Annotated in this window: 18 protein-coding genes; 10 read left to right on the top strand and 8 right to left on the bottom strand. The window is 70.6% G+C overall.

The annotated features are described in order from the left end of the window. Positions 1–13: 13 nt before the first annotated feature. Both hemW and AA23TX_RS27550 read left to right on the top strand, forming a co-directional pair. Positions 14–1,231: a radical SAM family heme chaperone HemW gene (hemW, locus tag AA23TX_RS27545; protein ID WP_155545720.1), complete on the top strand. Its 1,218-nt coding sequence runs from the start codon at positions 14–16 to the stop codon at positions 1,229–1,231. A gap of 62 nt (positions 1,232–1,293) precedes the next feature. Next, on the top strand, positions 1,294–2,214 hold the full coding sequence (locus tag AA23TX_RS27550) for an NADP-dependent oxidoreductase (RefSeq protein WP_155545721.1): 921 nt from the start codon (positions 1,294–1,296) through the stop codon (positions 2,212–2,214). Here the strand turns inward: AA23TX_RS27550 and AA23TX_RS27555 are convergent. Continuing rightward, a complete protein-coding gene (locus AA23TX_RS27555) occupies positions 2,211–2,915 on the bottom strand; it encodes a TetR/AcrR family transcriptional regulator (RefSeq protein WP_230862726.1) in 705 nt (234 codons plus the stop codon). The two genes, AA23TX_RS27550 and AA23TX_RS27555, sit on opposite strands and share 4 nt — an antisense overlap. Positions 2,916–2,996: 81 nt before the next feature. On the opposite strand from AA23TX_RS27555, the gene AA23TX_RS27560 reads away from it, so the two are divergent. The 4 genes from AA23TX_RS27560 (at position 2,997) to AA23TX_RS27575 (ending at position 5,961) form a co-directional block, all read left to right on the top strand. Beyond that, on the top strand, positions 2,997–3,413 hold the full coding sequence (locus AA23TX_RS27560; protein WP_155545722.1) for an SgcJ/EcaC family oxidoreductase: 417 nt from the start codon (positions 2,997–2,999) through the stop codon (positions 3,411–3,413). After that, a complete protein-coding gene (locus tag AA23TX_RS27565; RefSeq protein WP_155545723.1) occupies positions 3,410–3,781 on the top strand; it encodes a hypothetical protein in 372 nt (123 codons plus the stop codon). The genes AA23TX_RS27560 and AA23TX_RS27565 overlap by 4 nt, the downstream gene beginning before the upstream one ends. Positions 3,782–3,806: 25 nt before the next feature. Next, on the top strand, positions 3,807–4,616 hold the full coding sequence (locus tag AA23TX_RS27570) for a siderophore-interacting protein (protein WP_196425550.1): 810 nt from the start codon (positions 3,807–3,809) through the stop codon (positions 4,614–4,616). A gap of 115 nt (positions 4,617–4,731) precedes the next feature. Next, entirely contained in the window at positions 4,732–5,961 is a 1,230-nt protein-coding gene (locus AA23TX_RS27575; RefSeq protein WP_155545724.1) for a serine hydrolase domain-containing protein, read from the top strand. A 13-nt stretch (positions 5,962–5,974) separates the two neighbouring features. Here the strand turns inward: AA23TX_RS27575 and AA23TX_RS27580 are convergent, their stop codons facing one another. Further along, complete coding sequence (locus AA23TX_RS27580) at positions 5,975–6,562, bottom strand: GNAT family N-acetyltransferase (protein WP_155545725.1); 588 nt, start codon at positions 6,560–6,562, stop codon at positions 5,975–5,977. Between the two features lie 93 nt (positions 6,563–6,655). On the opposite strand from AA23TX_RS27580, the gene AA23TX_RS27585 reads away from it, so the two are divergent. Next, entirely contained in the window at positions 6,656–7,915 is a 1,260-nt protein-coding gene (locus AA23TX_RS27585; protein ID WP_155545726.1) for a styrene monooxygenase/indole monooxygenase family protein, read from the top strand. Here AA23TX_RS27585 and AA23TX_RS27590 read toward each other — a convergent pair. The 5 genes from AA23TX_RS27590 to AA23TX_RS27610 form a co-directional block, all read right to left on the bottom strand. Then, positions 7,849–9,294 carry an alpha/beta hydrolase gene (locus AA23TX_RS27590; protein ID WP_155545727.1) on the bottom strand — a complete coding sequence of 482 codons (1,446 nt, stop codon included), beginning with the start codon at positions 9,292–9,294 and terminating at the stop codon, positions 7,849–7,851. The two genes, AA23TX_RS27585 and AA23TX_RS27590, sit on opposite strands and share 67 nt — an antisense overlap. Before the next feature lie 72 nt (positions 9,295–9,366). Further along, positions 9,367–10,365, bottom strand: a complete 999-nt coding sequence (locus tag AA23TX_RS27595; protein WP_155545728.1) for a TIGR03842 family LLM class F420-dependent oxidoreductase — start codon at positions 10,363–10,365, stop codon at positions 9,367–9,369. Between the two features lie 7 nt (positions 10,366–10,372). Next, the gene (hydA, locus tag AA23TX_RS27600; RefSeq protein ID WP_155545729.1) at positions 10,373–11,755 is read right to left on the bottom strand and encodes a dihydropyrimidinase; all 1,383 of its coding nucleotides are present in this window, start codon (positions 11,753–11,755) and stop codon (positions 10,373–10,375) included. Beyond that, positions 11,755–12,537 (bottom strand): nitrilase-related carbon-nitrogen hydrolase, encoded by a 783-nt coding sequence (locus tag AA23TX_RS27605; RefSeq protein WP_230862946.1) that lies wholly within the window; start codon positions 12,535–12,537, stop codon positions 11,755–11,757. Before AA23TX_RS27605 ends, hydA begins: the two co-directional genes overlap by 1 nt. A gap of 10 nt (positions 12,538–12,547) precedes the next feature. Continuing rightward, the gene (locus AA23TX_RS27610; protein ID WP_155545731.1) at positions 12,548–14,113 is read right to left on the bottom strand and encodes an NCS1 family nucleobase:cation symporter-1; all 1,566 of its coding nucleotides are present in this window, start codon (positions 14,111–14,113) and stop codon (positions 12,548–12,550) included. Between the two features lie 219 nt (positions 14,114–14,332). On the opposite strand from AA23TX_RS27610, the gene AA23TX_RS27615 reads away from it, so the two are divergent. From AA23TX_RS27615 to AA23TX_RS27625, 3 genes are all read left to right on the top strand, one after another. Then, complete coding sequence (locus AA23TX_RS27615) at positions 14,333–15,025, top strand: response regulator transcription factor (RefSeq protein WP_155545732.1); 693 nt, start codon at positions 14,333–14,335, stop codon at positions 15,023–15,025. Continuing rightward, a complete protein-coding gene (locus AA23TX_RS27620; RefSeq protein WP_196425551.1) occupies positions 15,022–16,038 on the top strand; it encodes a sensor histidine kinase in 1,017 nt (338 codons plus the stop codon). Before AA23TX_RS27615 ends, AA23TX_RS27620 begins: the two co-directional genes overlap by 4 nt. Before the next feature lie 243 nt (positions 16,039–16,281). Next, complete coding sequence (locus tag AA23TX_RS27625; protein WP_155545733.1) at positions 16,282–17,709, top strand: DUF4153 domain-containing protein; 1,428 nt, start codon at positions 16,282–16,284, stop codon at positions 17,707–17,709. Positions 17,710–17,801: 92 nt separating this feature from the next. Here AA23TX_RS27625 and AA23TX_RS27630 read toward each other — a convergent pair whose 3' ends face one another. Continuing rightward, entirely contained in the window at positions 17,802–18,134 is a 333-nt protein-coding gene (locus AA23TX_RS27630; protein ID WP_196425552.1) for an SSI family serine proteinase inhibitor, read from the bottom strand. Between the last annotated feature and the right edge of the window lie 53 nt (positions 18,135–18,187).

Consider the following 18,187-nt stretch of genomic DNA (forward strand, 5'->3'; position numbering starts at 1 on the left):
GGACAATCGGGGGGTGCCCGTGCTGCGTCCCGACTCCACCACCTCGATCGAACCGGCGTTGCCGGAGAGCGCGCTGAAGGGGCTCGGCAGCAGAACGTTCGGGGTCTACGTGCACGTCCCGTTCTGCGCGACGCGCTGCGGCTACTGCGACTTCAACACCTACACCGCGGGTGAGCTCGACTCGGACTCGTCGCCGCAGTCCTGGCTCGAAGGGCTGCGGCGCGAGCTGGAGCTCGCCGCGAAGGTCCTGGTCGTGCCGCCCGCCGCGGACACCGTGTTCGTCGGCGGCGGCACGCCGTCGCTGCTCGGTGCCGACGGCCTCGCCTCGGTGCTCGACGCCGTGCGCGACGTCTTCGGGCTCGCCCCGGGCGCCGAGGTCACGACGGAGTCGAACCCGGAGTCGACGTCGCCGGAGTTCTTCGCCGGGATCCGCGAGGCCGGCTACACGCGCGTCTCGCTCGGCATGCAGTCGGCCGCGCGGCACGTGCTGAAGATCCTCGACCGCGTGCACACCCCGGGCCGGCCGGGCCAGGCCGCCGCCGAAGCGCGGGCGGCCGGGTTCGAGCACGTGAACCTCGACGTGATCTACGGCACGCCCGGAGAGCGCCCGGACGATCTCCTCGCCACGCTCGACGCCGTGCTGGCCGCGGGCGTCGACCACGTGTCGGCGTACGCGCTGATCGTCGAAGAGGGCACCGCGCTGGCCCGCCGGGTGCGCCGCGGCGAGCTGCCCGCGCCGGACGACGACGTGCTGGCCGCGGACTACGAGATGATCGACGCGACGCTGTCGGCGGCGGGCCTGCGCTGGTACGAGGTGTCGAACTGGGCGGCGGACGACGCCGCCCGCTGCCGCCACAACCTCGGCTACTGGCGCGGCGACGACTGGTGGGGCGCCGGGCCGGGCGCGCACAGCCACGTCGGCGGCGTGCGCTGGTGGAACGTCAAGCACCCGGCGCGCTACGCCGCGCTGCTGGCCGCCGGCGAGTCGCCCGCGGGCGGGCGCGAGGTGCTCACCGACGACGACCAGCACCTCGAGCGGATCATGCTCGAACTGCGCGTCGCCGAAGGACTTCCGCTGGACGTCCTCGACGAGCCGGGGCTGGCCGAAGCCCGGGCGGCGGCGGCCGAGGGCCTGCTCGATCCGTCCGCTTTGGACACCCGGGGCCGCGCGGTGCTGACCGACCGCGGACGGCTCCTCGCCGACGGCGTCGTCCGGCGTCTCGCGGGCTGACGGGATTAAATCGCGCGGCCCGGTCGTTGCTTGTATCGAGCAACGACTTTTGAGGAGGCCTCATGGCGCGCGCGATCAGGTTCGGCGAGTACGGCGACGTGGAGGTCCTGCGGGTCGAGGATGTCCCGAAGCCGGTACCGGGACGGGGGCAGGTGCTCGTCGAGGTCCGCGCCGCCGGGATCAACCCGGGTGAGGCCGCCATCCGCCGCGGGCTCCTGCACGAGCGTTTCCCGGCGACCTTCCCGTCCGGACAGGGCAGCGACTTCGCCGGCGTCGTCGCGGAACTCGGCGAGGGCGTCGAGGAGATCGCGGTCGGCGACGAGGTGATCGGCTTCGTGAACACGCGCTCGAGCCACGCGGACTACGTCGTGGCGGAGGCTTCGGACCTCACGCCGCGGCCCGACGGCGTGTCGTGGGAGGCCGCGGGGGCGCTGTTCGTCGCCGGCACCACGGCCTACGCCGCGACAGCCGCGGTGTGCCCGCGCGAGGGCGACACGGTCGTCGTCTCGGGTGCCGCCGGCGGCGTCGGATCGCTGGCCGTCCAGCTGGCTCTGCTCGCGGGCGCCCAGGTGATCGGCCTGGCCGGTCCGGCGAACCACGAATGGCTGCGCGCGCTGGGCGCGATCCCGGTGACCTACGGCGACGGCGTGCTCGACCGGATCAGGGAAGCGGCCCCGGACGGCGTGCACGCCTTCGTCGACACGTTCGGCTCCGGCTATGTGGAACTGGCTCTGCACCTGGGCATCCACCCCGGCCGGATCGACACGATCATCGACTACGAGGCCGCCGGGAAGTACAACGTGAAGACCGAGGGCAACGCGGCCGGGGCCTCGGCCGAGGTGCTGCGCGAGCTGAGCCTGCTGGTGGGCAAGGGACTCCTGGAGGTGCCGATCGCCCGCGTCTACCCGCTGGACGAGGTGCACGACGCCTACCGCGAACTGGAGCAGCGCCACACGCGCGGCAAGATCGTCCTGGTTCCCTAGTTCTTCGCCGCGACCACCTTGAGGCCGGCGAGGTAGACGTCGAGAGCGAACTCCAGGCGGTCGGTCGCGGTCTCGGCGGAGAAGAACTCGCCGATGTGCAGCATGTTCGGGAACGCTTCGGGCGGCAGTGAGCGCATGTACGCCACCATCTGCTCGCCGCGTTTCGCCGTCTCGGCTTCGTCGATGTCGCCCCAGGTCCAGCCGCTCGCTTCGTAGGCGTACGCCTTGGCGTAGAGCGCCAGGGCGTCGCCGGCGAACGTCGCCTGCTTGAGGGTCAGGCCACCCGCGCGCAGCAGGGCGAGCATCGCCTCGCCCTGCCGCAGCGAGCTGGGCGTGACCGGCACGGCGATGTCCCACGCCACCCGCGCGATGCCGGGGTGGGCGACCATCACCCGGATCTGGCCGCGGACCAGGTCTTTCACCTGCTCGTCCCAGTGCGCCGGGTCCGGGTCCGGGATGGGCGCTTCGGCGAGCACGGCGTCGAGCATCAGCTCCGCCAGCTCGTCCTTGTTGGCCACGTGCGCGTAGAGCGACGCGGGTCCCGTCTCCAGCTCCTGGGCGACCCGCCGCATGGTGACCGCGTCGAGGCCCTCCTTCGCCAGGATCTCCAGCGCCGTCTTCACGACCAGCTCCTGGGAGAGCGCGGGTTTCGCGGCGCGGCGGCTCGGGGCGCTGCGCCACGGTGGCGGGGGAACGGTCACGCGAACACTGTACTTGACGCGAACGTTGTTCGTATGTAGAACGGTGTTCGTAAAACGAACATCGTTCGTAAAGGGGATCTCATGACCACGACCACCGCCGAAGCCGACGTTCGCGCCGTGCTCGGCCGCCTCACCGAGGCGTGGAACTCCGCCGACGCCGCCGCGTACGGACGGCTCTTCACCGAGGACGCGGACTACGTGACGTTCTTCGGGATGAACCTCCCTGGCCGGGAGACGATCGAAAGCTCGCACCGCGCCCTCTTCGAGGGGCCGCTCAAGGGCTCCAAGCTGACCGGGCAGCTCGGCGCGGCGGCGAAGGTGCGCTTCGTCCGCCCGGACGTCGCCGTGGTCGTCGTGGGTGGCGGTTCCTCGCTCACGGGCGCCGACACCACCGACGAAGGCCGTGATTCCACCGTCAGCTTCGTGCTCGTCCAGGAGGGTGGCGAATGGCTGATCACGGCGTTCCAGAACACGCGCGTCTCGGATCCGCGCGGGTGAAAACGCTTGCGGAGGCGACGGGCGTCGTCGCGCGGCCGCCCGCGGAGGTGTTCGAGGACGTGCTGCGCCGCGTGACCGGGGGCGGGTACCCGATGCGGACGGAGGTCGACCGCGAACGGGGGTTCCTCGCGGTCCAGGGCGGTTGGTGGTACCGCGGCGAATACCGCGTCACGGCCGATCCGGGCGGCGCGCGCGTCGAGCACCGGGTGGTCAACGCGGCTTCGTGGGGGCGCTGGGGAGTCCCGTTGGCCAACCGGTTCTTCGTTGGCTTCCAGGCGAAGACGACTGCCGGTTTTGCCCGGATGCTCGAAGAACTGGGGCGGCCCGGTGGCCACGGGCCGGACTTGGCGCGTACGGTGCTTAGGTAACCCTTAGTTCTTTGAGGAGTGGTCGATGGCTGAAGCACCCCGGCGGTCCGGGCGTCCCGCGGTGCGGCTGCGGGTGCTGCGCACCGAGCGGCTGACCCCGCACATGATCCGGATCGTCGCGGGCGGCGAAGGCATCGCCGACTTCACGCCGAACGCGTTCACCGACGCCTACGTGAAGGTGCTGTTCAAGGTGCCGGGCGTCGAGTACCCGGAGCCGTTCGACGTCCAGGAGTGCCGGGCCACGCTGCCGCGCGAGCACTGGCCGCGGATGCGGTCCTACACCGTCCGGGCGTTCGACCCGCAGGCCGGCGAGCTGACCTTCGACTTCGTGCACCACGGCGACGAGGGCATCGCCGGCCCGTGGGCGGCCTCGGCTCAGCCGGGTGACGAACTGCTGCTGTCCGGTCCTGGTGGGGCGTACGCGCCGGGCACCGAAGCGGACTGGCACCTGCTGGCCGGCGACGAAAGCGCGTTGCCGGCCATCGCGGCGTCGCTCGAAGCGTTGCCGGCCGGGGTGTCGGCGCAGGCCGTGATCCTGGTCGAGAACGCCGCCGAGGAACAGGAGCTGGTCACGAAGGCCGACGCGCAGATCACGTGGCTGCACCGCGCGTCCGGGGGCGACGTCGCCGCGGCGGTGCGGGAGCTGCCGTGGCGCGACGGCGTCGTCCAGGCGTTCGTGCACGGCGAAGCGGGGTTTGTCCGGGAGCTGCGGCGGTACCTGCTCGACGAGCGCGGGGTGCGGCGCGAGCTGCTGTCCATCTCGGGGTACTGGCGCGTCGGCAAGGACGACGAAGCCTGGCGTGAAGAGAAAGCGGCCGAACGGGCGCGCGGCTAGCGCCAATCCGACCAAAAGCAGGCAGACCTCTGAGCGGCACGTAATGGAGCCGCGAAAGTGATTCTGCCGTGGCTGTGGTCGGATTGGTGGTCATCGGCACAGTAACCTCGCCGATATGGCGAACCTCAAGGTGGAGGTCGAGCCGGCGGACGCCGGGTTCGACGCGGACCGGCTGTCCCGGATCGACGCGCACTTCGACCGGTATGTCGAGGACGGACGATTGCCCGGCTGGCTCGCGGTGGTGAGCAGGCACGGCCGGATCGTGCACGTCGGCCACGGCGGCCACAGCGACGTCGAAGCGGGCACCCCGGTGGAGACCGACACGCTGTGGCGGATCTTCTCGATGACGAAGCCGATCACGTCGGTCGCGGCGATGATGCTCGTCGAAGACGGCCTGCTGGAGCTGGACGACCCGATTTCGCGGTGGCTGCCGGAGTTCGCGTCGCCGCGGGTGTTCGTCAAGGGGTCGGCGCTGCGGCCGGTGACCGAACCGGCCACGCAGCCGATCCGGGTGTGGCACCTGCTGACCCACACGGCGGGCCTGACGTACGGCTTCCACCACGGCCACCCGGTCGACGCGATCTACCGGGCGGCGGGCTTCGAGTGGGGGACGCCGCCGGGGTTGGACCTGGCGGCGTGTTCGGAGCAGTGGGCCTCGTTGCCCCTGTTGTTCCAGCCGGGCGCGGAGTGGAACTACTCGATCGCGACGGACGTGCTGGGGCGGCTCGTCGAGGTGGTTTCGGGACAGTCGCTGGACGAGTTCTTCTCGTCGCGGATCTTCACGCCGCTGGGCATGACGGACACGGGCTTCGTGGCTTCGTCGGTTTCGCGCTTGGCGGCGTTGTACGTGCCGGATCCCGCTACCGGCCGCGCCACGCGCAACGAGGCGTTCGGCAGCTTGGGGAAGTCCCGCCCGGACTGCCTGTCGGGTGGCGGCGGCCTGGTGTCGTCGGCGTCGGACTACTGGCGTTTCACGGAGATGTTGCTGCGCGGCGGCGCTTTGGACGACGTCCGGCTGCTGTCCCCGCGAACGGTGGCGCTGATGGCTTCGAACCACCTGCCGGGCCACGTGGACCTGGAGGAGTACGGCCGCCCGCTGTTCGCGGAGATGCCGTTCGACGGGCACGGGTTCGGTCTGGGCTTCTCGGTACTGGAGGACCCGGTGAAGGCCCGGACGCTGTCATCGGCGGGCGAGTTCGCCTGGGGTGGCGCGGCTTCGACCGCGTTTTGGGTGGATCCGGACGAGGATCTGACGGTGGGGTTCTACACGCAGCTGTTGCCGTCGAGCACCTATCGGCTGCGGTCGCAGCTGCGGCAGCTGGTCTACCAGGCACTGGTGGACTGAGCGGGTCGCCTGCTCAAGGATTTCGCTGGAAGAACGAAAATGCCCGGCCCGGCTCCCGAACAGGAGCCGGGCCGAGCGGCGCTTCAGGATGGTCGCGCAACTGGACCTCAGCCTCCGCGACTCCCTCCGCGATCACCCGGCGCCCTCGCGCGTAGTCCAACAGCTCCGCCACCGGGCGGTTGTCCGCCGAATACACCGCCGTGAACCGCTCGAACCCGCGCTCCAACGCTGCCAGCCCCAGCATGTGCAGCAGGGCTGAGGCCAGCCCGACCCGGCGCCACTCGGGCGCCACCGCTATCGCCACCTCCGCCATCCGCTTGCCCGTTGCCTCGTAGCGGGCCACTGCCACTCCCGGGCCCTCCACCGAACGGGCCACCAGGGCGAACCGGCGCTCGTAGTCCAGCACCGTCAGCCGCTGGAGGAGCTGGGGGGTCACTCGCGGGGCCGAGCCGCAGAAACGGCGGCGCAGGGTCTCCGGGTCCGCCGTGCGGATCGCTTCGCCCAGCTCCGGCGCGTCCTGCGGGGTCAGCGGGCGGACCCATACCCGGCGGCCGTCGCGGAGGAGGAGCGTGCGGTCGAATCCCGGGGGCGGCTGCGTCACCGGCCCACCCTAGCGGCCGCCCGATCGGGCGGGAGCGGGTTCACCGAAAACGAGTACGTTGGCAGTAAAGGGTTTCCGGGGGGAAGGGCGGCCATGCGGCGGATCGGGATCGTCGGAGCGGGGCAAGCGGGACTCGTCCTCGCCATCGGGTTGCGCCAACAGGGTTACGACGTCACGGTGTTCGCCGAACGCTCCGCCGAAGACGTGCGCGACGGACGGCTCGTCTCCAACCAGTGCCTCTTCCACCCCGCCCTCGAACGGGAACGTGCGCTCGGCGTCAACTTCTGGGAGGCGCCGCCCATCCGCGAAGTCGCCTTCGCCGCCGCCGGAGAGGGCGCGGAGCCCGCCATCTCCTGGCGCGTGGGACTCGACCGGCCCGCGCAGTCGGTCGACCAGCGCGTCAAGGTCTCCGACTGGATGACCGAGTTCGACCGCCTCGGCGGCGACCTCCGGATCCGCCGGGTCACCCCCGACGCCCTCGACGACTGCGCCCGCGAGTTCGAGCTGCTCATCGTCGCGGCCGGGCGGGGACCGCAGTTCGACGCGCTCTTCCCGCGTGACGACGAACGCTCGCCCTACCGCGAGCCGCAGCGCGCGATCGGCATCTGCTACGTCGCCGGCGCGCTCGACGCCGTCCCGGGACTCACCTTCGGCATGGCGCCGGTCGGCGAGTTCTTCCTGCTGCCCGTGCTTTCGGTTCACGGCCCGGTGCACGGTATCGGTTTCTTCGGCCTGCCCGGCGGCCCGATGGACGTCTGGGACGGCGTCGCCGACGTCGACCAGCACTACGAGACCGCCCGGAAGCTGTTGCGCACGCAGTACCCGTGGCAGGCGACGCTGCTGGACAACGCGCGTCCCGTGGCGCCGACCGAGATGCTGCACGGCCGGATCACGCCGATCGTGCGACACCCGGTCGGCACCCTGCCGTCCGGGGCGAAGGTCCTCGCGATGGGCGACACCGCGGTGACCAACGACCCGGTCGGCGGGCAGGGCGCCAATATGGCCGCACGCGCGGCGCGCGCGTACCAGGAGGCCATCGTCGAGCGCGCCGACCGGCCGTTCGACGAGGAGTTCATGCACGACGCTTTCGCCCGCTACTGGCACCACGCCCGGCACGCGACGCGCTTCAACAACGACCTCCTGGCCCCGCCGCCACCGCACGTACTGGCCACTTTGGACACTGCGCAACGCGTTCCCGAAGTGGCGCACCGGTTCGCGCACCTCTTCGAGAACCCGGCCGACTACGAAGGCTGGCTGGGTGATCCCGAAGCGGCGATGGCCTACCTTCAGTCGAAGGGGCCCCGGTCCGGGGCGCAGAGCGCACCCCGGGCGGGCAGCGAACCCGCGACGTAGTACCGGTCGAGCGCCTCATCCACGCACGCGCTCTTGCCGCGCGAACCGTGGCCGTACGTGTCGAGGCTCAGCAAGTGCGCGTTGGCCAGCAGCTTCTCGGTCCGCTGCGCGCCGGAGTACGGGGTTTCCAGGTCGCCCTGGCGGTTGGCGAGCAGCAGGATCGGCGCCGTCGGCCGGTTCCACGGGCCCGCGTATCGGCCGGTGTCCGAGACGTCCCAGGTGGCGCAGGGGAGCGTCTTGTAGACGTCGTACGGCCCGAAGCCGCGGCCGACCTGGTCCGCGCGCTGAGCGTAGTCCCACCAGACGGCCGGATCGCGCGGGTTCGCCGCGTCCGAACACAGCGTCGCGCCGCCGCCCAGCAGGGAGTCGACGTCCGGGGGCCCACCCGCGGACACCGGTGCGCGCGACGACGGATCCGCCAGCGCCCGCAGGAACGCCGCCAGCTGCGGCGCGGCCTGCGCGTCGGTCAGGTAGTTGTGGATCGTCGCGATCGCGCTCTGGTAGGTGACGACGACCTGCTTCCCGGCCGTGTCCGTCACCGTGATCGGGCCGGCTTCGAGCCGGTCCAGGATCGCGTCGTAGTCGAACGCGCAGCGCGACGCGCAGGCGTCCAAAAAGGACTGAAGTGCGCGAGGCCCGTCTTCGTAGCCACGCAGGCGGTAGCTCATCGGGCCGGAACCGGTCGCCCAGCGCATCGGGTCGTCGACGGCGTCGAGCGCGAGCGAGCCGACGCGGCCGGGGAACAGGTTGGCGTAGGTCTCCCCGAGGTAGGTGCCGTACGACTTCCCGTAGTACCGCAGCTTCGGCTCGCCGAATGCCGCGCGCAGCCGGTCCAGGTCGCGCGCGATCGTGCCGGTGGAGAGGTGGTTCGCCAGCGGTCCGGCGTTCTGTTCGCAGAGGTCGGTGACGGTCTTCGTGTCCGCGATCTGCCGCTGTTCCGCCGAACGGGTCAGCGGGAACGTGCCGAGCGCCCGTTGGAGCACCTCGAGCTGCGACGGATCGGTGAAGCAGTGGATCTTCGAACTGGCGCCGACGCCGCGCGGGTCGAACCCGACGATGTCGAAGCGCTCGTGCAGGAACGGCGTCAACGCGGGTGCGAACCGGCCGGACGAGCCGGGTCCGCCGGGGTTGTAGAAGATCGTGCCCAGCTTGTGGGCCTGGTCGGTGGCGGGCAACCGGCCGACGGCGACGGACACGTTGCCGGCGGCGGGATCCTGGTAGGACATCGGGACGTCGAGGTGGCCGCACTCGTAGCCGGCCTGACAGGAGTTTTCCCAGACGATTCCGGCGGGGCTCGCCGCAGCCGCGGGCGCTAGGGCACCCACCGCGAGAGCGGCGGCCCCCAGAGCCAGCGCAGCACGGATTTTCGGAGAATTCATGGCCCCGATCGTCTCGCCGCCGGGACCGGGGGCGCGCTGGTGCGCACCCCCGGAACCGGGGTAGGGCGGGCCCTACGCGGTGAGCTTCGGGATGATCTGCGAGCCGTACGACGCCAACGTCGCCTCGCGGTCGTCGTGCATCAGGTACAGCGAAAACTGGTCCACGCCCAGCTCCGCGAGTTCTTGGAGCCGGGAGATGTGCGCCGAAGCCGGGCCCAGCAGGCAGAACCGGTCGACGATCTCGTCCGGGACGAACTCCGTCGACGGGTTGCCCGCCTTGCCGTGGTGGCTGTAGTCGTAGCCCTCCCGTTCGCGGATGTAGTCGGTCAGCTCCCGCGGCACCGCGCCCGTGGAGCCGTAGCGCGCGACCAGGTCGGCGACGTGGTTGCCGACCATCCCGCCAAACCAGCGCAGCTGCTCACGCTGGTGCGCCAGGTCGTCGCCGACGTACGCCGGGGCCGCGACGCAGATCGTGATGCCGCCCGGGTCGCGACCGGCCGCGCGGGCCGCGTCGCGCACCGCGCCGATCGTCCAGCGCGCGATCGCCGGGTCCGCGCACTGGAGGATGAAGCCGTCGGCGTGCTCGCCGACCGTCTTCAGCGCCTTCGGCCCGTACCCGGCCATCCACATTTCCAGGCGGCCGTTGCGGATCCACGGGATCTGCACGGTCGTCTCGTTCATCTCGACGGCACGGCCCTCGGCGAGGTCCTTCACGACGCGCATGCAGTCGCGGACGGTGGCCAAAGTGGACGGTGGCTTCCCGACGACCCGGTGCGCCGAGTCGCCGCGGCCGATGCCACAGACCGTCCGGTTGCCGTACATGTCGTTCAGCGTGGCGAACGTCGACGCCATCACCGACCAGTCGCGCGTCCCGGGGCTGGTCACCATCGGCCCCACGACCAGTGACGACGTCGCCGCGAGGATCGCCGAGTAGATGACGAACGGCTCCTGCCACAGCACGCAGGAGTCGAACGTCCAGCCGTAGCGGAACCCGGCGTCCTCGGCGTCCTTCATCAGCCGCACGACGTCCCGCGCGGGCGGGTCCGTCTGCAGCACGATCCCGAAGTCCATGGTTGCCTCAGTTCAGGTACTGGTTCAGCGAGCGCGACAGGAACTTCCCGTGCGAAGTCGACCCGGTGAAGCCGTCAGGCGACACGACAACGCGCCCACGCGATAGCACCGTGTGCACCCGGCCGGTGATCTCGAACCCTTCGTACGCCGAGTAGTCCACGTTCATGTGGTGCGTCTCGGCGGACAGTGTCTGCGTCGCCGACGGGTCGTAGATGACGATGTCCGCGTCCGAACCCGCCGCGATGACGCCCTTGCGGGGGTACAGCCCAAACATCCGCGCCGGCGTCGCCGAGCACGTCTCGACCCAGCGCCCGAGCGTCAGCTCACCCGCGACGACGCCCTGGTGCAGCAGGTCCATCCGGTGCTCGACACCCGGCATCCCGTTCGGGATCGCGCGGAAGTCGCCGCGGCCCAGCTCCTTCTGGTCCTTGAAGCAGAACGGGCAGTGGTCGGTGGACACCACGGACAGGTCGTTCGTCCGCAGCCCGCGCCACAGGTCGGCCTGGTGCGACTTCTCCCGCAGCGGCGGCGAGGCGACGTACTTCGCGCCCTCGAAGTCCGGCTTCGCCAGGTCCTCAATGGACAGGTAGAGGTACTGCGGGCACGTCTCGGCGAAGACGTTCTGACCGTCGTTGCGTGCTTCCGCCACCGCCGCAAGCGCTTGCGACGCCGACAAGTGGACGATGTACAACGGCGCACCGGTCACCTTCGCGAGCTGGATCGCCCGCGACGTTGCCTCTCCTTCCAGTTCCGGCGGCCGCGTCAGGCCGTGCTGCACCGGGTCGGTGTTGCCCGCGGCGACGGCTTGGGCTGCCAGCTGATCGATCGCGATGCCGTTTTCCGCGTGCATCATGATCGTAGCGCCGATTTCCCGCGCTTTCTGCATCGCCAGCAGGATTTCCCCGTCCGTGGAGTAGAACACTCCCGGGTACGCCATGAACATCTTGAAACTGCCGACGCCGCCGTCGACGCAGGCTTCCATCTCCTTCAACGACTGGTCGTTGACGTCGGAGACGATCATGTGGAAGCCGTAGTCGATCGCGCAGTTGCCGTCGGCCTTGCTGTGCCACTTGTCCAAAGTGGACAACAACGACGTCCCCTTGGCCTGCACGGCGAAGTCGATGATCGTCGTGGTGCCGCCCCACGCCGCCGCCGTGGTGCCGGTCGAGAACGTGTCGACGGAGTGCGTGCCGCCGAACGGCATCTCCATGTGCGTGTGCGCGTCGATGCCGCCGGGCAGCACGTACTTGCCGGTGGCGTCGATCGTCTCGTCGCCGGTCAGCGTGCCGGGCGCGCCGACGGCGGCGATGGTCTCGCCGTCGACGAGCACGTCCGCGAGGAGAGCGCCCGATGGGGAAACGACCTGGCCGCCCTTGATGAGCGTGGTCATCAGGCCTCCGTAAGGGGGCCGTAGGTGTCCGGGCGGCGGTCGCGGTAGAACGCCCACAGGTCCCGGACCTCGTCGAGCAGCGTCATGTCGAGGTCGCGGATGACGACCTCGTCGTCGGTGTCGGACGCGGCGTCGCCGATCAGCTGCCCGCGCGGGTCGGCGAAGTACGTCTGGCCGTAGAAGTCGTTGTCGCCCAGCGGTTCCACGCCGACGCGGTTGATCGCGCCGACGAAGTACTCGTTGGCCACGGCGGCCGCCGGCTGCTCCAGCTTCCACAGGTACTGCGACAGGCCGCGGCTGGTCGCCGACGGGTTGAAGACGATCTTCGCCCCGGCCAGGCCCAGCGCGCGCCAGCCCTCCGGGAAGTGCCGCTCGTAGCAGATGTAGACGCCGATGCGGCCCACGGCGGTGTCGAACACCGGGTAGCCCAGGTTCCCGGGCCGGAAGTAGAACTTCTCCCAGAAGCCCTTGACCTGCGGGATGTGGTTCTTCCGGTGCTTGCCGAGGTACGTGCCGTCGGCGTCGATCACCGCAGCGGTGTTGTAGTACACGCCGGGCTGCTCGACCTCGTACATCGGCACGATCAGCACGACGCCGTGGCGCTCGGCGACCTCCTGCATGAGCTGGGTCGTCGGCCCGTCCGGGATGCCCTCGGTGTAGGAGTAGAACTCGGTGTCCTGCACCTGGCAGAAGTACGGCCCGTAGAACAGCTCCTGCAGGCAGACGACCTGGGCGCCCTGCGAGGCGGCGGTGGCGATGTGGTCGACCGCCGCCTTGATCATGGACTCCTTGTCACCCGTCCACCGCTGCTGGATCAATCCGGCTCGGACGACGCTCACTTGCTTCCTCCTTGTTCGTGGACATGGACAGGGCGGCGAAGACGACGAACGCGCCGACGAAGCCGACCACCCAGTTGTAGTCGTAAAGCGGCTTGAGGAACGGGATCAGGCCGCCGTCGGGGAACGGGCCGGTATCAGCGGCGCTGTAGGCGCCTCCTACCGCCAATACGGCTCCCACCAGCGTGGCGACCAGCGCCCGCCAGTTCCAGCCGCCGCTGAACCAATACACCCCATCGGGTGTGTAGAGGTCCTTCAACCTGAGCCTCGTGCGGGCGATCACCCAGTACCCGGCGACGAGCACGCCGGCGACCGCGCCGAGCAGGCCGCCGTAGAAGCCGAGCCAGGCGAAGATGTAGATGTTCGGGTCGGAGTAGAGGCGCCACGGCTGGATCAGGACGCCGATGACGCCGGTGATCCCGCCGCCGATCGCGAAGGTGATCTTCTTCGGGAAGGCGTTCGAGAAGTCGTAGGACGGGCTGACGACGTTGGCCGCGAGGTTCGCCGAGATCGTCGCGAGCACCAGCGCGACCAGCGCCACGACGACCACGACCGGGCTGGTGAACCTGTCGGCCAGCTGCGCCGGGTCCCAGATGTCCTCGCCGTAGAGGACGTGCCCGCCCGACGTGGTCAGGATGGCGACGATCGCGATGAACGTCATGGTCGTCGGCAGGCCGAGGATCTGGCCGCGGACCTGCTTGCGCTGGCTGCCGCCGAACCGCGTGAAGTCCGGCATGTTCAGCGAGAGCGTCGACCAGAACGCGATCATCGCCATCAGCGACGGCGCGAACACCTTCCAGAAGTCCGGGCCCCAGCCGAGCTTGCCGCCGTCGGACAGGATCGGGCCGAGCCCGCCCGCCTTGACCAGCACGTAGCCCAGCATGATCAGGAAGCCGACCGACACCAGCGGCGCCGTCCAGTTCTCGAACCGGCGGACCGCCTCCATGCCGCGCCAGATGATCAGCATCTGGCCGATCCAGAAGACCACGAAGGACAGCCAGAGCGTCCAGTGCTGCCCGGCGATCTCCGGTGCGTCGCGCCACCACGAGCCGAGCAGGCGCCCGAGGATGACGTAGATGGCCTCGCCGCCTACCCACGTCTGGATGCCGAACCAGCCGCACGCGATGAACGCGCGCAGCAACGCGGCCAGGTTGGCGCCGCGCAGGCCGTAGAAGGCGCGGGCGAACACCGGGAACGGGATGCCGTACTTCGTGCCGGCGTGGCTGTTGAGCAGCATCGGCGCCAGGACGACCAGGTTGCCGATCGTGATCGTGATCAGCGCCTGCACCCAGTTCATGCCGAGCGCGATGAGCGACGCGGCCAAGGCGTAGCTGGGGATGTTGTGGGCCATCCCCATCCAGAGCGCGAAGTAGTTGTAGGTGGTCCAGGTGCGTTTCGCCACGGGGACGGGGGCCAGCTCCTCGTTGAAGAACCGGCTGCCTTCGAGAGACCCGACGTCGGCGGGGTCGAGCTCGACCCGGCCGTCGTCGTGCACGCGCTGGTCTGCGGGTGTCGGCGCCATTGCGGAATCCTGCGCGCCGGGTCGCGGCCGGGGCAACGGCAGACTGTTCACTCTTCCCTGATCAGGAGTGCAGACTGTCGATTGCGCGAACGCGCGGCGGGTGCATGACCTGCGTCACACATCGGACGGTCACATCCCGGCAAAGCGGGGGAAACGTCTCCACAGGATCTCCACACTTCGCGCGGACCCTCTCCACCGCCGATCCCTAAGGTCGTTCGCATGGAACCGGTAGTGCGGCGAGTGCTCGTCGTCGAGGACGACGTCACCATCGCCGCGTCGATCGCGGCCCGGCTGCGGGCCGAAGGATTCAGTGTGGACGTCGCCCACGACGGGCCGGCCGCCGTCGAAGCGGAGTCGTCGTCGGAGCCGGATCTCGTGGTCCTGGACGTCATGCTCCCGGGCTTCGACGGCTTGGAGGTCTGCCGCCGGATCCAGGGGCGCCGCCCGGTGCCGGTGCTCATGCTGACCGCGCGCGCCGACGAGACGGACATGCTGGTCGGGCTGGGGGTCGGGGCCGACGACTACCTCACGAAGCCGTTCTCGATGCGAGTGCTGACGGCGCGGGTGCACGCGCTGCTGCGGCGGGTCGACCGCTCGTCGTCCGCCGCGGGCACCCGGATCGTCCTCGGCGACCTCGAGATCGACGTCGACCAGCGGCGCGTCGCCCGGGCCGGCGTCGCGGCGCAGCTGACGCCGATCGAGTTCGACCTGCTGGTGCACTTCGCGCGGCGGCCGCGGGCGGTGCAGCCGCGGGAACGGCTGCTGTCGGAGGTGTGGGACTGGGACGTCCACGGCACGTCCGCGGGCACCCGCGCGGTGGACAGCCACATCAAGGCGCTGCGGCGGAAGCTCGGCGCCGACCTCATCCGGACGGTGCACGGCGTCGGGTACGCGCTGGAGGCGGGATCGTGAAGGCGTTGCTGGTCAGGGTGGTCGAGCTGCTGCCGCGGCCGTTGGACGGGGTCCGGTCGATCAAGCTGAAGCTGGCGATCCTGATGGTCGCCTCCGGCGGGGTCGCGTTCGCGTTCTTCAACTGGCAGATCGGCTGGCTGCCGCCCCGGACGACGATCACCGCGATGGTGCTGGCGCTGCTGCTGTCGCAAGTGCTGGCGCACGGGATGACCCGGCCGCTGCGCGAGATGACGGGCGCGGTGCGGGCGATGGCGAAGGGCGATTACACGCGGCGCGTCCGGGCCACCACGCGGGACGAGGTGGGCGAGCTGGCGCAGGCGTTCAACCAGATGGCCGGCGACCTCGGTGACGCGGACAAGCGGCGCCGGGAGCTGGTGGCGAACGTGTCGCACGAGCTGCGGACGCCGATCACGGCGTTGAGCGGCGTGCTCGAGAACCTGGTCGACGGCGTCGAGGACCCGGACCCGGCGACGTTGAAGACGGCGCTGCAGCAGACCGAGCGGCTGGCGACGCTGGTGGACGAGCTGCTGGACCTGTCGCGGCTCGACGCGGGGGCGATTCCGTTGCACAAGACGTCGTTCTCGCTGTCTTCGCTGCTTTCGGAGGCGGTTTCCGAAGCGGCGCTGGTGCGCGGGGTGACGTTCTCGGTTTCGGTGACGCCCGCCGACGCCGTGGTGACGGCCGATCGTGGCCGGCTGTTCCAGGTGGTGGCGAACCTGCTGGAGAACGCGGTCCGCCACGGCCCGGCGGGCGGTTCGGTGCGGGTGCTGGCCGAGGTGCGGCCGGGCGAGGTGCGCATCGACGTGTGCGACGAGGGACCGGGGATCGCGCCGGCCGACCGGGTGCGGGTGTTCGAGCGGTTCACGCGGGGGGAGCGGCCGTCGGGCGGGGGGACGGGGCTGGGCCTGGCGATCGCTCGGTGGGCGGTGGAACTGCACGGCGGGACGATCGGGGTGGTCTCGCCTTCGGCGGGGGTCGGGAGCCGGATCCGGGTGACTTTGCCGACGGGCTGACGCTGGGACGCTGCGTCGACGGGTGGTCGGTGCACGTGTGGACATTTGCGAATGCGAACGAGAGTGGAGACGATGCCGAAGAGCAGGATCGACGAGCCGGGCGCGGAGAAGCCGGTGCCGAGGGGAAAGCGCTCGGCGGCGGGGGTTCGTGGGGTTGAGGCGGTCTCGGCCGAACCGGGACCCGGTGGGGCAGCCGGTGAAGCCCGAGCCGGTGGTGTGGCCGTCGCCGCTCCTCCTGTCCTCATGCGGCCGATCCCGCCGCCGAGATCGGCCATCGTCCCGCTGCCTCCCGCCGTCTTGCCCGCCGCCGGGCTGGCCGGGGTGGCCGCCGCTCTTGTGCTGCCTGTCGACCGGCCCGGGATCGGGTGGCTGCTGGCCGGGCTGGCCATCGCCTTCGCCGTCTTCGTTGCCGATCGGCGGTCTTCGGACGGTGCCGGGTCCTTCACCTGGGGCAGCGCCGGGTGGGTCTTCCTCACCCTCGCCCTGCTCGGGATGGGCGCCCTCCGAGCCTCCGAGTGGCTGTTCGTCCTCTGCGTCCTCGGGGCTGTCGTCACCGGGTCACTCGCCGTCGTGGGGAAGCGGACCGTCAACTCCGTCTTGTACGACATGTTCGCCGTCCCGCTGGAAGCCCTGCGCGCCGTGCCCTGGGCCGGCCGCGGGGTCGGCCGCTTCGCCGCCCGCCGTGACGGCGTCGCCCGGCGGATCGGGCTCGCCGTGCTGGCCACCGCCGCGATCGTCGCCGTCTTCGTGCCGCTGCTCGCCAGTGCCGATGCCGTGTTCGCCGACGTCGTCAACGCCGTCGTCCCCGATCTCAGCCTCGACGTCCTCGTGCGGTGGTGTTGCGTGTTCGCCGTCGCGGCGTTGCTGGTGGCCGGAGCTTGCTATTTCCTCGCCGCCCCAGCGCATCGCGCGGAAACAGACCGTCCGTACCGGACCAAGTACGGTCTGGAGTGGACAGTCCCGCTCACCGTCCTGGTCCTGCTGTTCAGCGTGTTCGTCGGCGTCCGGCTGGTCGTGCTCTTCGGCGGCACCGGGTACGTCCTGCGCACCAGCAACCTCACCTCCGCCGAGTACGCCCGCGGCGGCTTCTGGCAGCTGTGCGCCGTCACCGTGCTGACGCTGGCGATCGTCGCGGCGGCACTGCGCTGGGCGCCGAACGTCACGAAGGCCGACCGGCTCCGCCAGCGCGTCCTGCTGGGGGCCTTGAGCGCGTTGAGCCTGGTGCTCGCCGGGTCGGCGTTGAGTCGCATGTGGACCTATCAGGAGGCGTACGGCTTCACCGTGCTGCGGCTGCTGGTCGAGGTCTGCGAACTGTGGTTCGGCGCCGTGTTCGTGCTGGTGCTGGCGTCGTTGGTCAAGCTCCGCTCGGCGTGGCTGCCCCGCGCGGCGATCGGCACCGCCGCCGCGGCGCTGCTGGTGCTCGCCGTCCTCGACCCGGAACGCCTCATCGCCGACGCCAACCTCGACCGCGCCGCCGCCGGCAAGCCCCTCGACCACCGGTACCTGGCCGGATTCTCCACCGACGTCGTCCCCGTGGTGTCGGCGCGACTGCCGGAGCCGCTGCGGACGTGCGTGCTGCGCCAGGTCCTCGCCGGCGACGCCCCCGACGGCTGGCCGGCCTGGAACCTCAGCCGCGCGAACGCCCGCGACGTGACTCTCGGCAACTGCTGAACCGCCGGCGCGGGCTGTGCGTGATTAAGAGCAATGCGCGGAAGCCACCGGGCCGTCGTGGGGGCGGCCCGGCGGCTTCCGCGCGCCCAGCGTCAGAACGCGAAGACGTCGTCCGAGTCGCGGTCCGCCGCACAGCGGTTCGGGTACGACGTCCGGAACGACACCGGCTTTCCGCGCCAGGTCCCGACCACCGTCACGTCCACCGGGGCGTAGATCAGCGTGCACGCCTGGTGCCGCGCCTGGATCCGCGAGAAGTCGCCGTCCACGCCCGAAAGCACCGCGCACGCCTTTTCGCGCTTGGGGTGCGTGCCGCCCGCCGGGTCGCACGTCAGGACCACCGAGCCGATCCGGTTGGCGGTGTCGTGGCTGGTCAGCTGCAACGTCGACGCCGGGGGCTGCGCCGGGGCGAGGCAGCTCAAGCTCATCAAGCAGGCTGCGAAGGGGAGTAGGGCCATATCGGTTCCATCGGCAGCCCGAG

It is taken from the genome of Amycolatopsis camponoti (assembly GCF_902497555.1).
Classification (GTDB): Bacteria; Actinomycetota; Actinomycetes; order Mycobacteriales; family Pseudonocardiaceae; genus Amycolatopsis; species Amycolatopsis camponoti.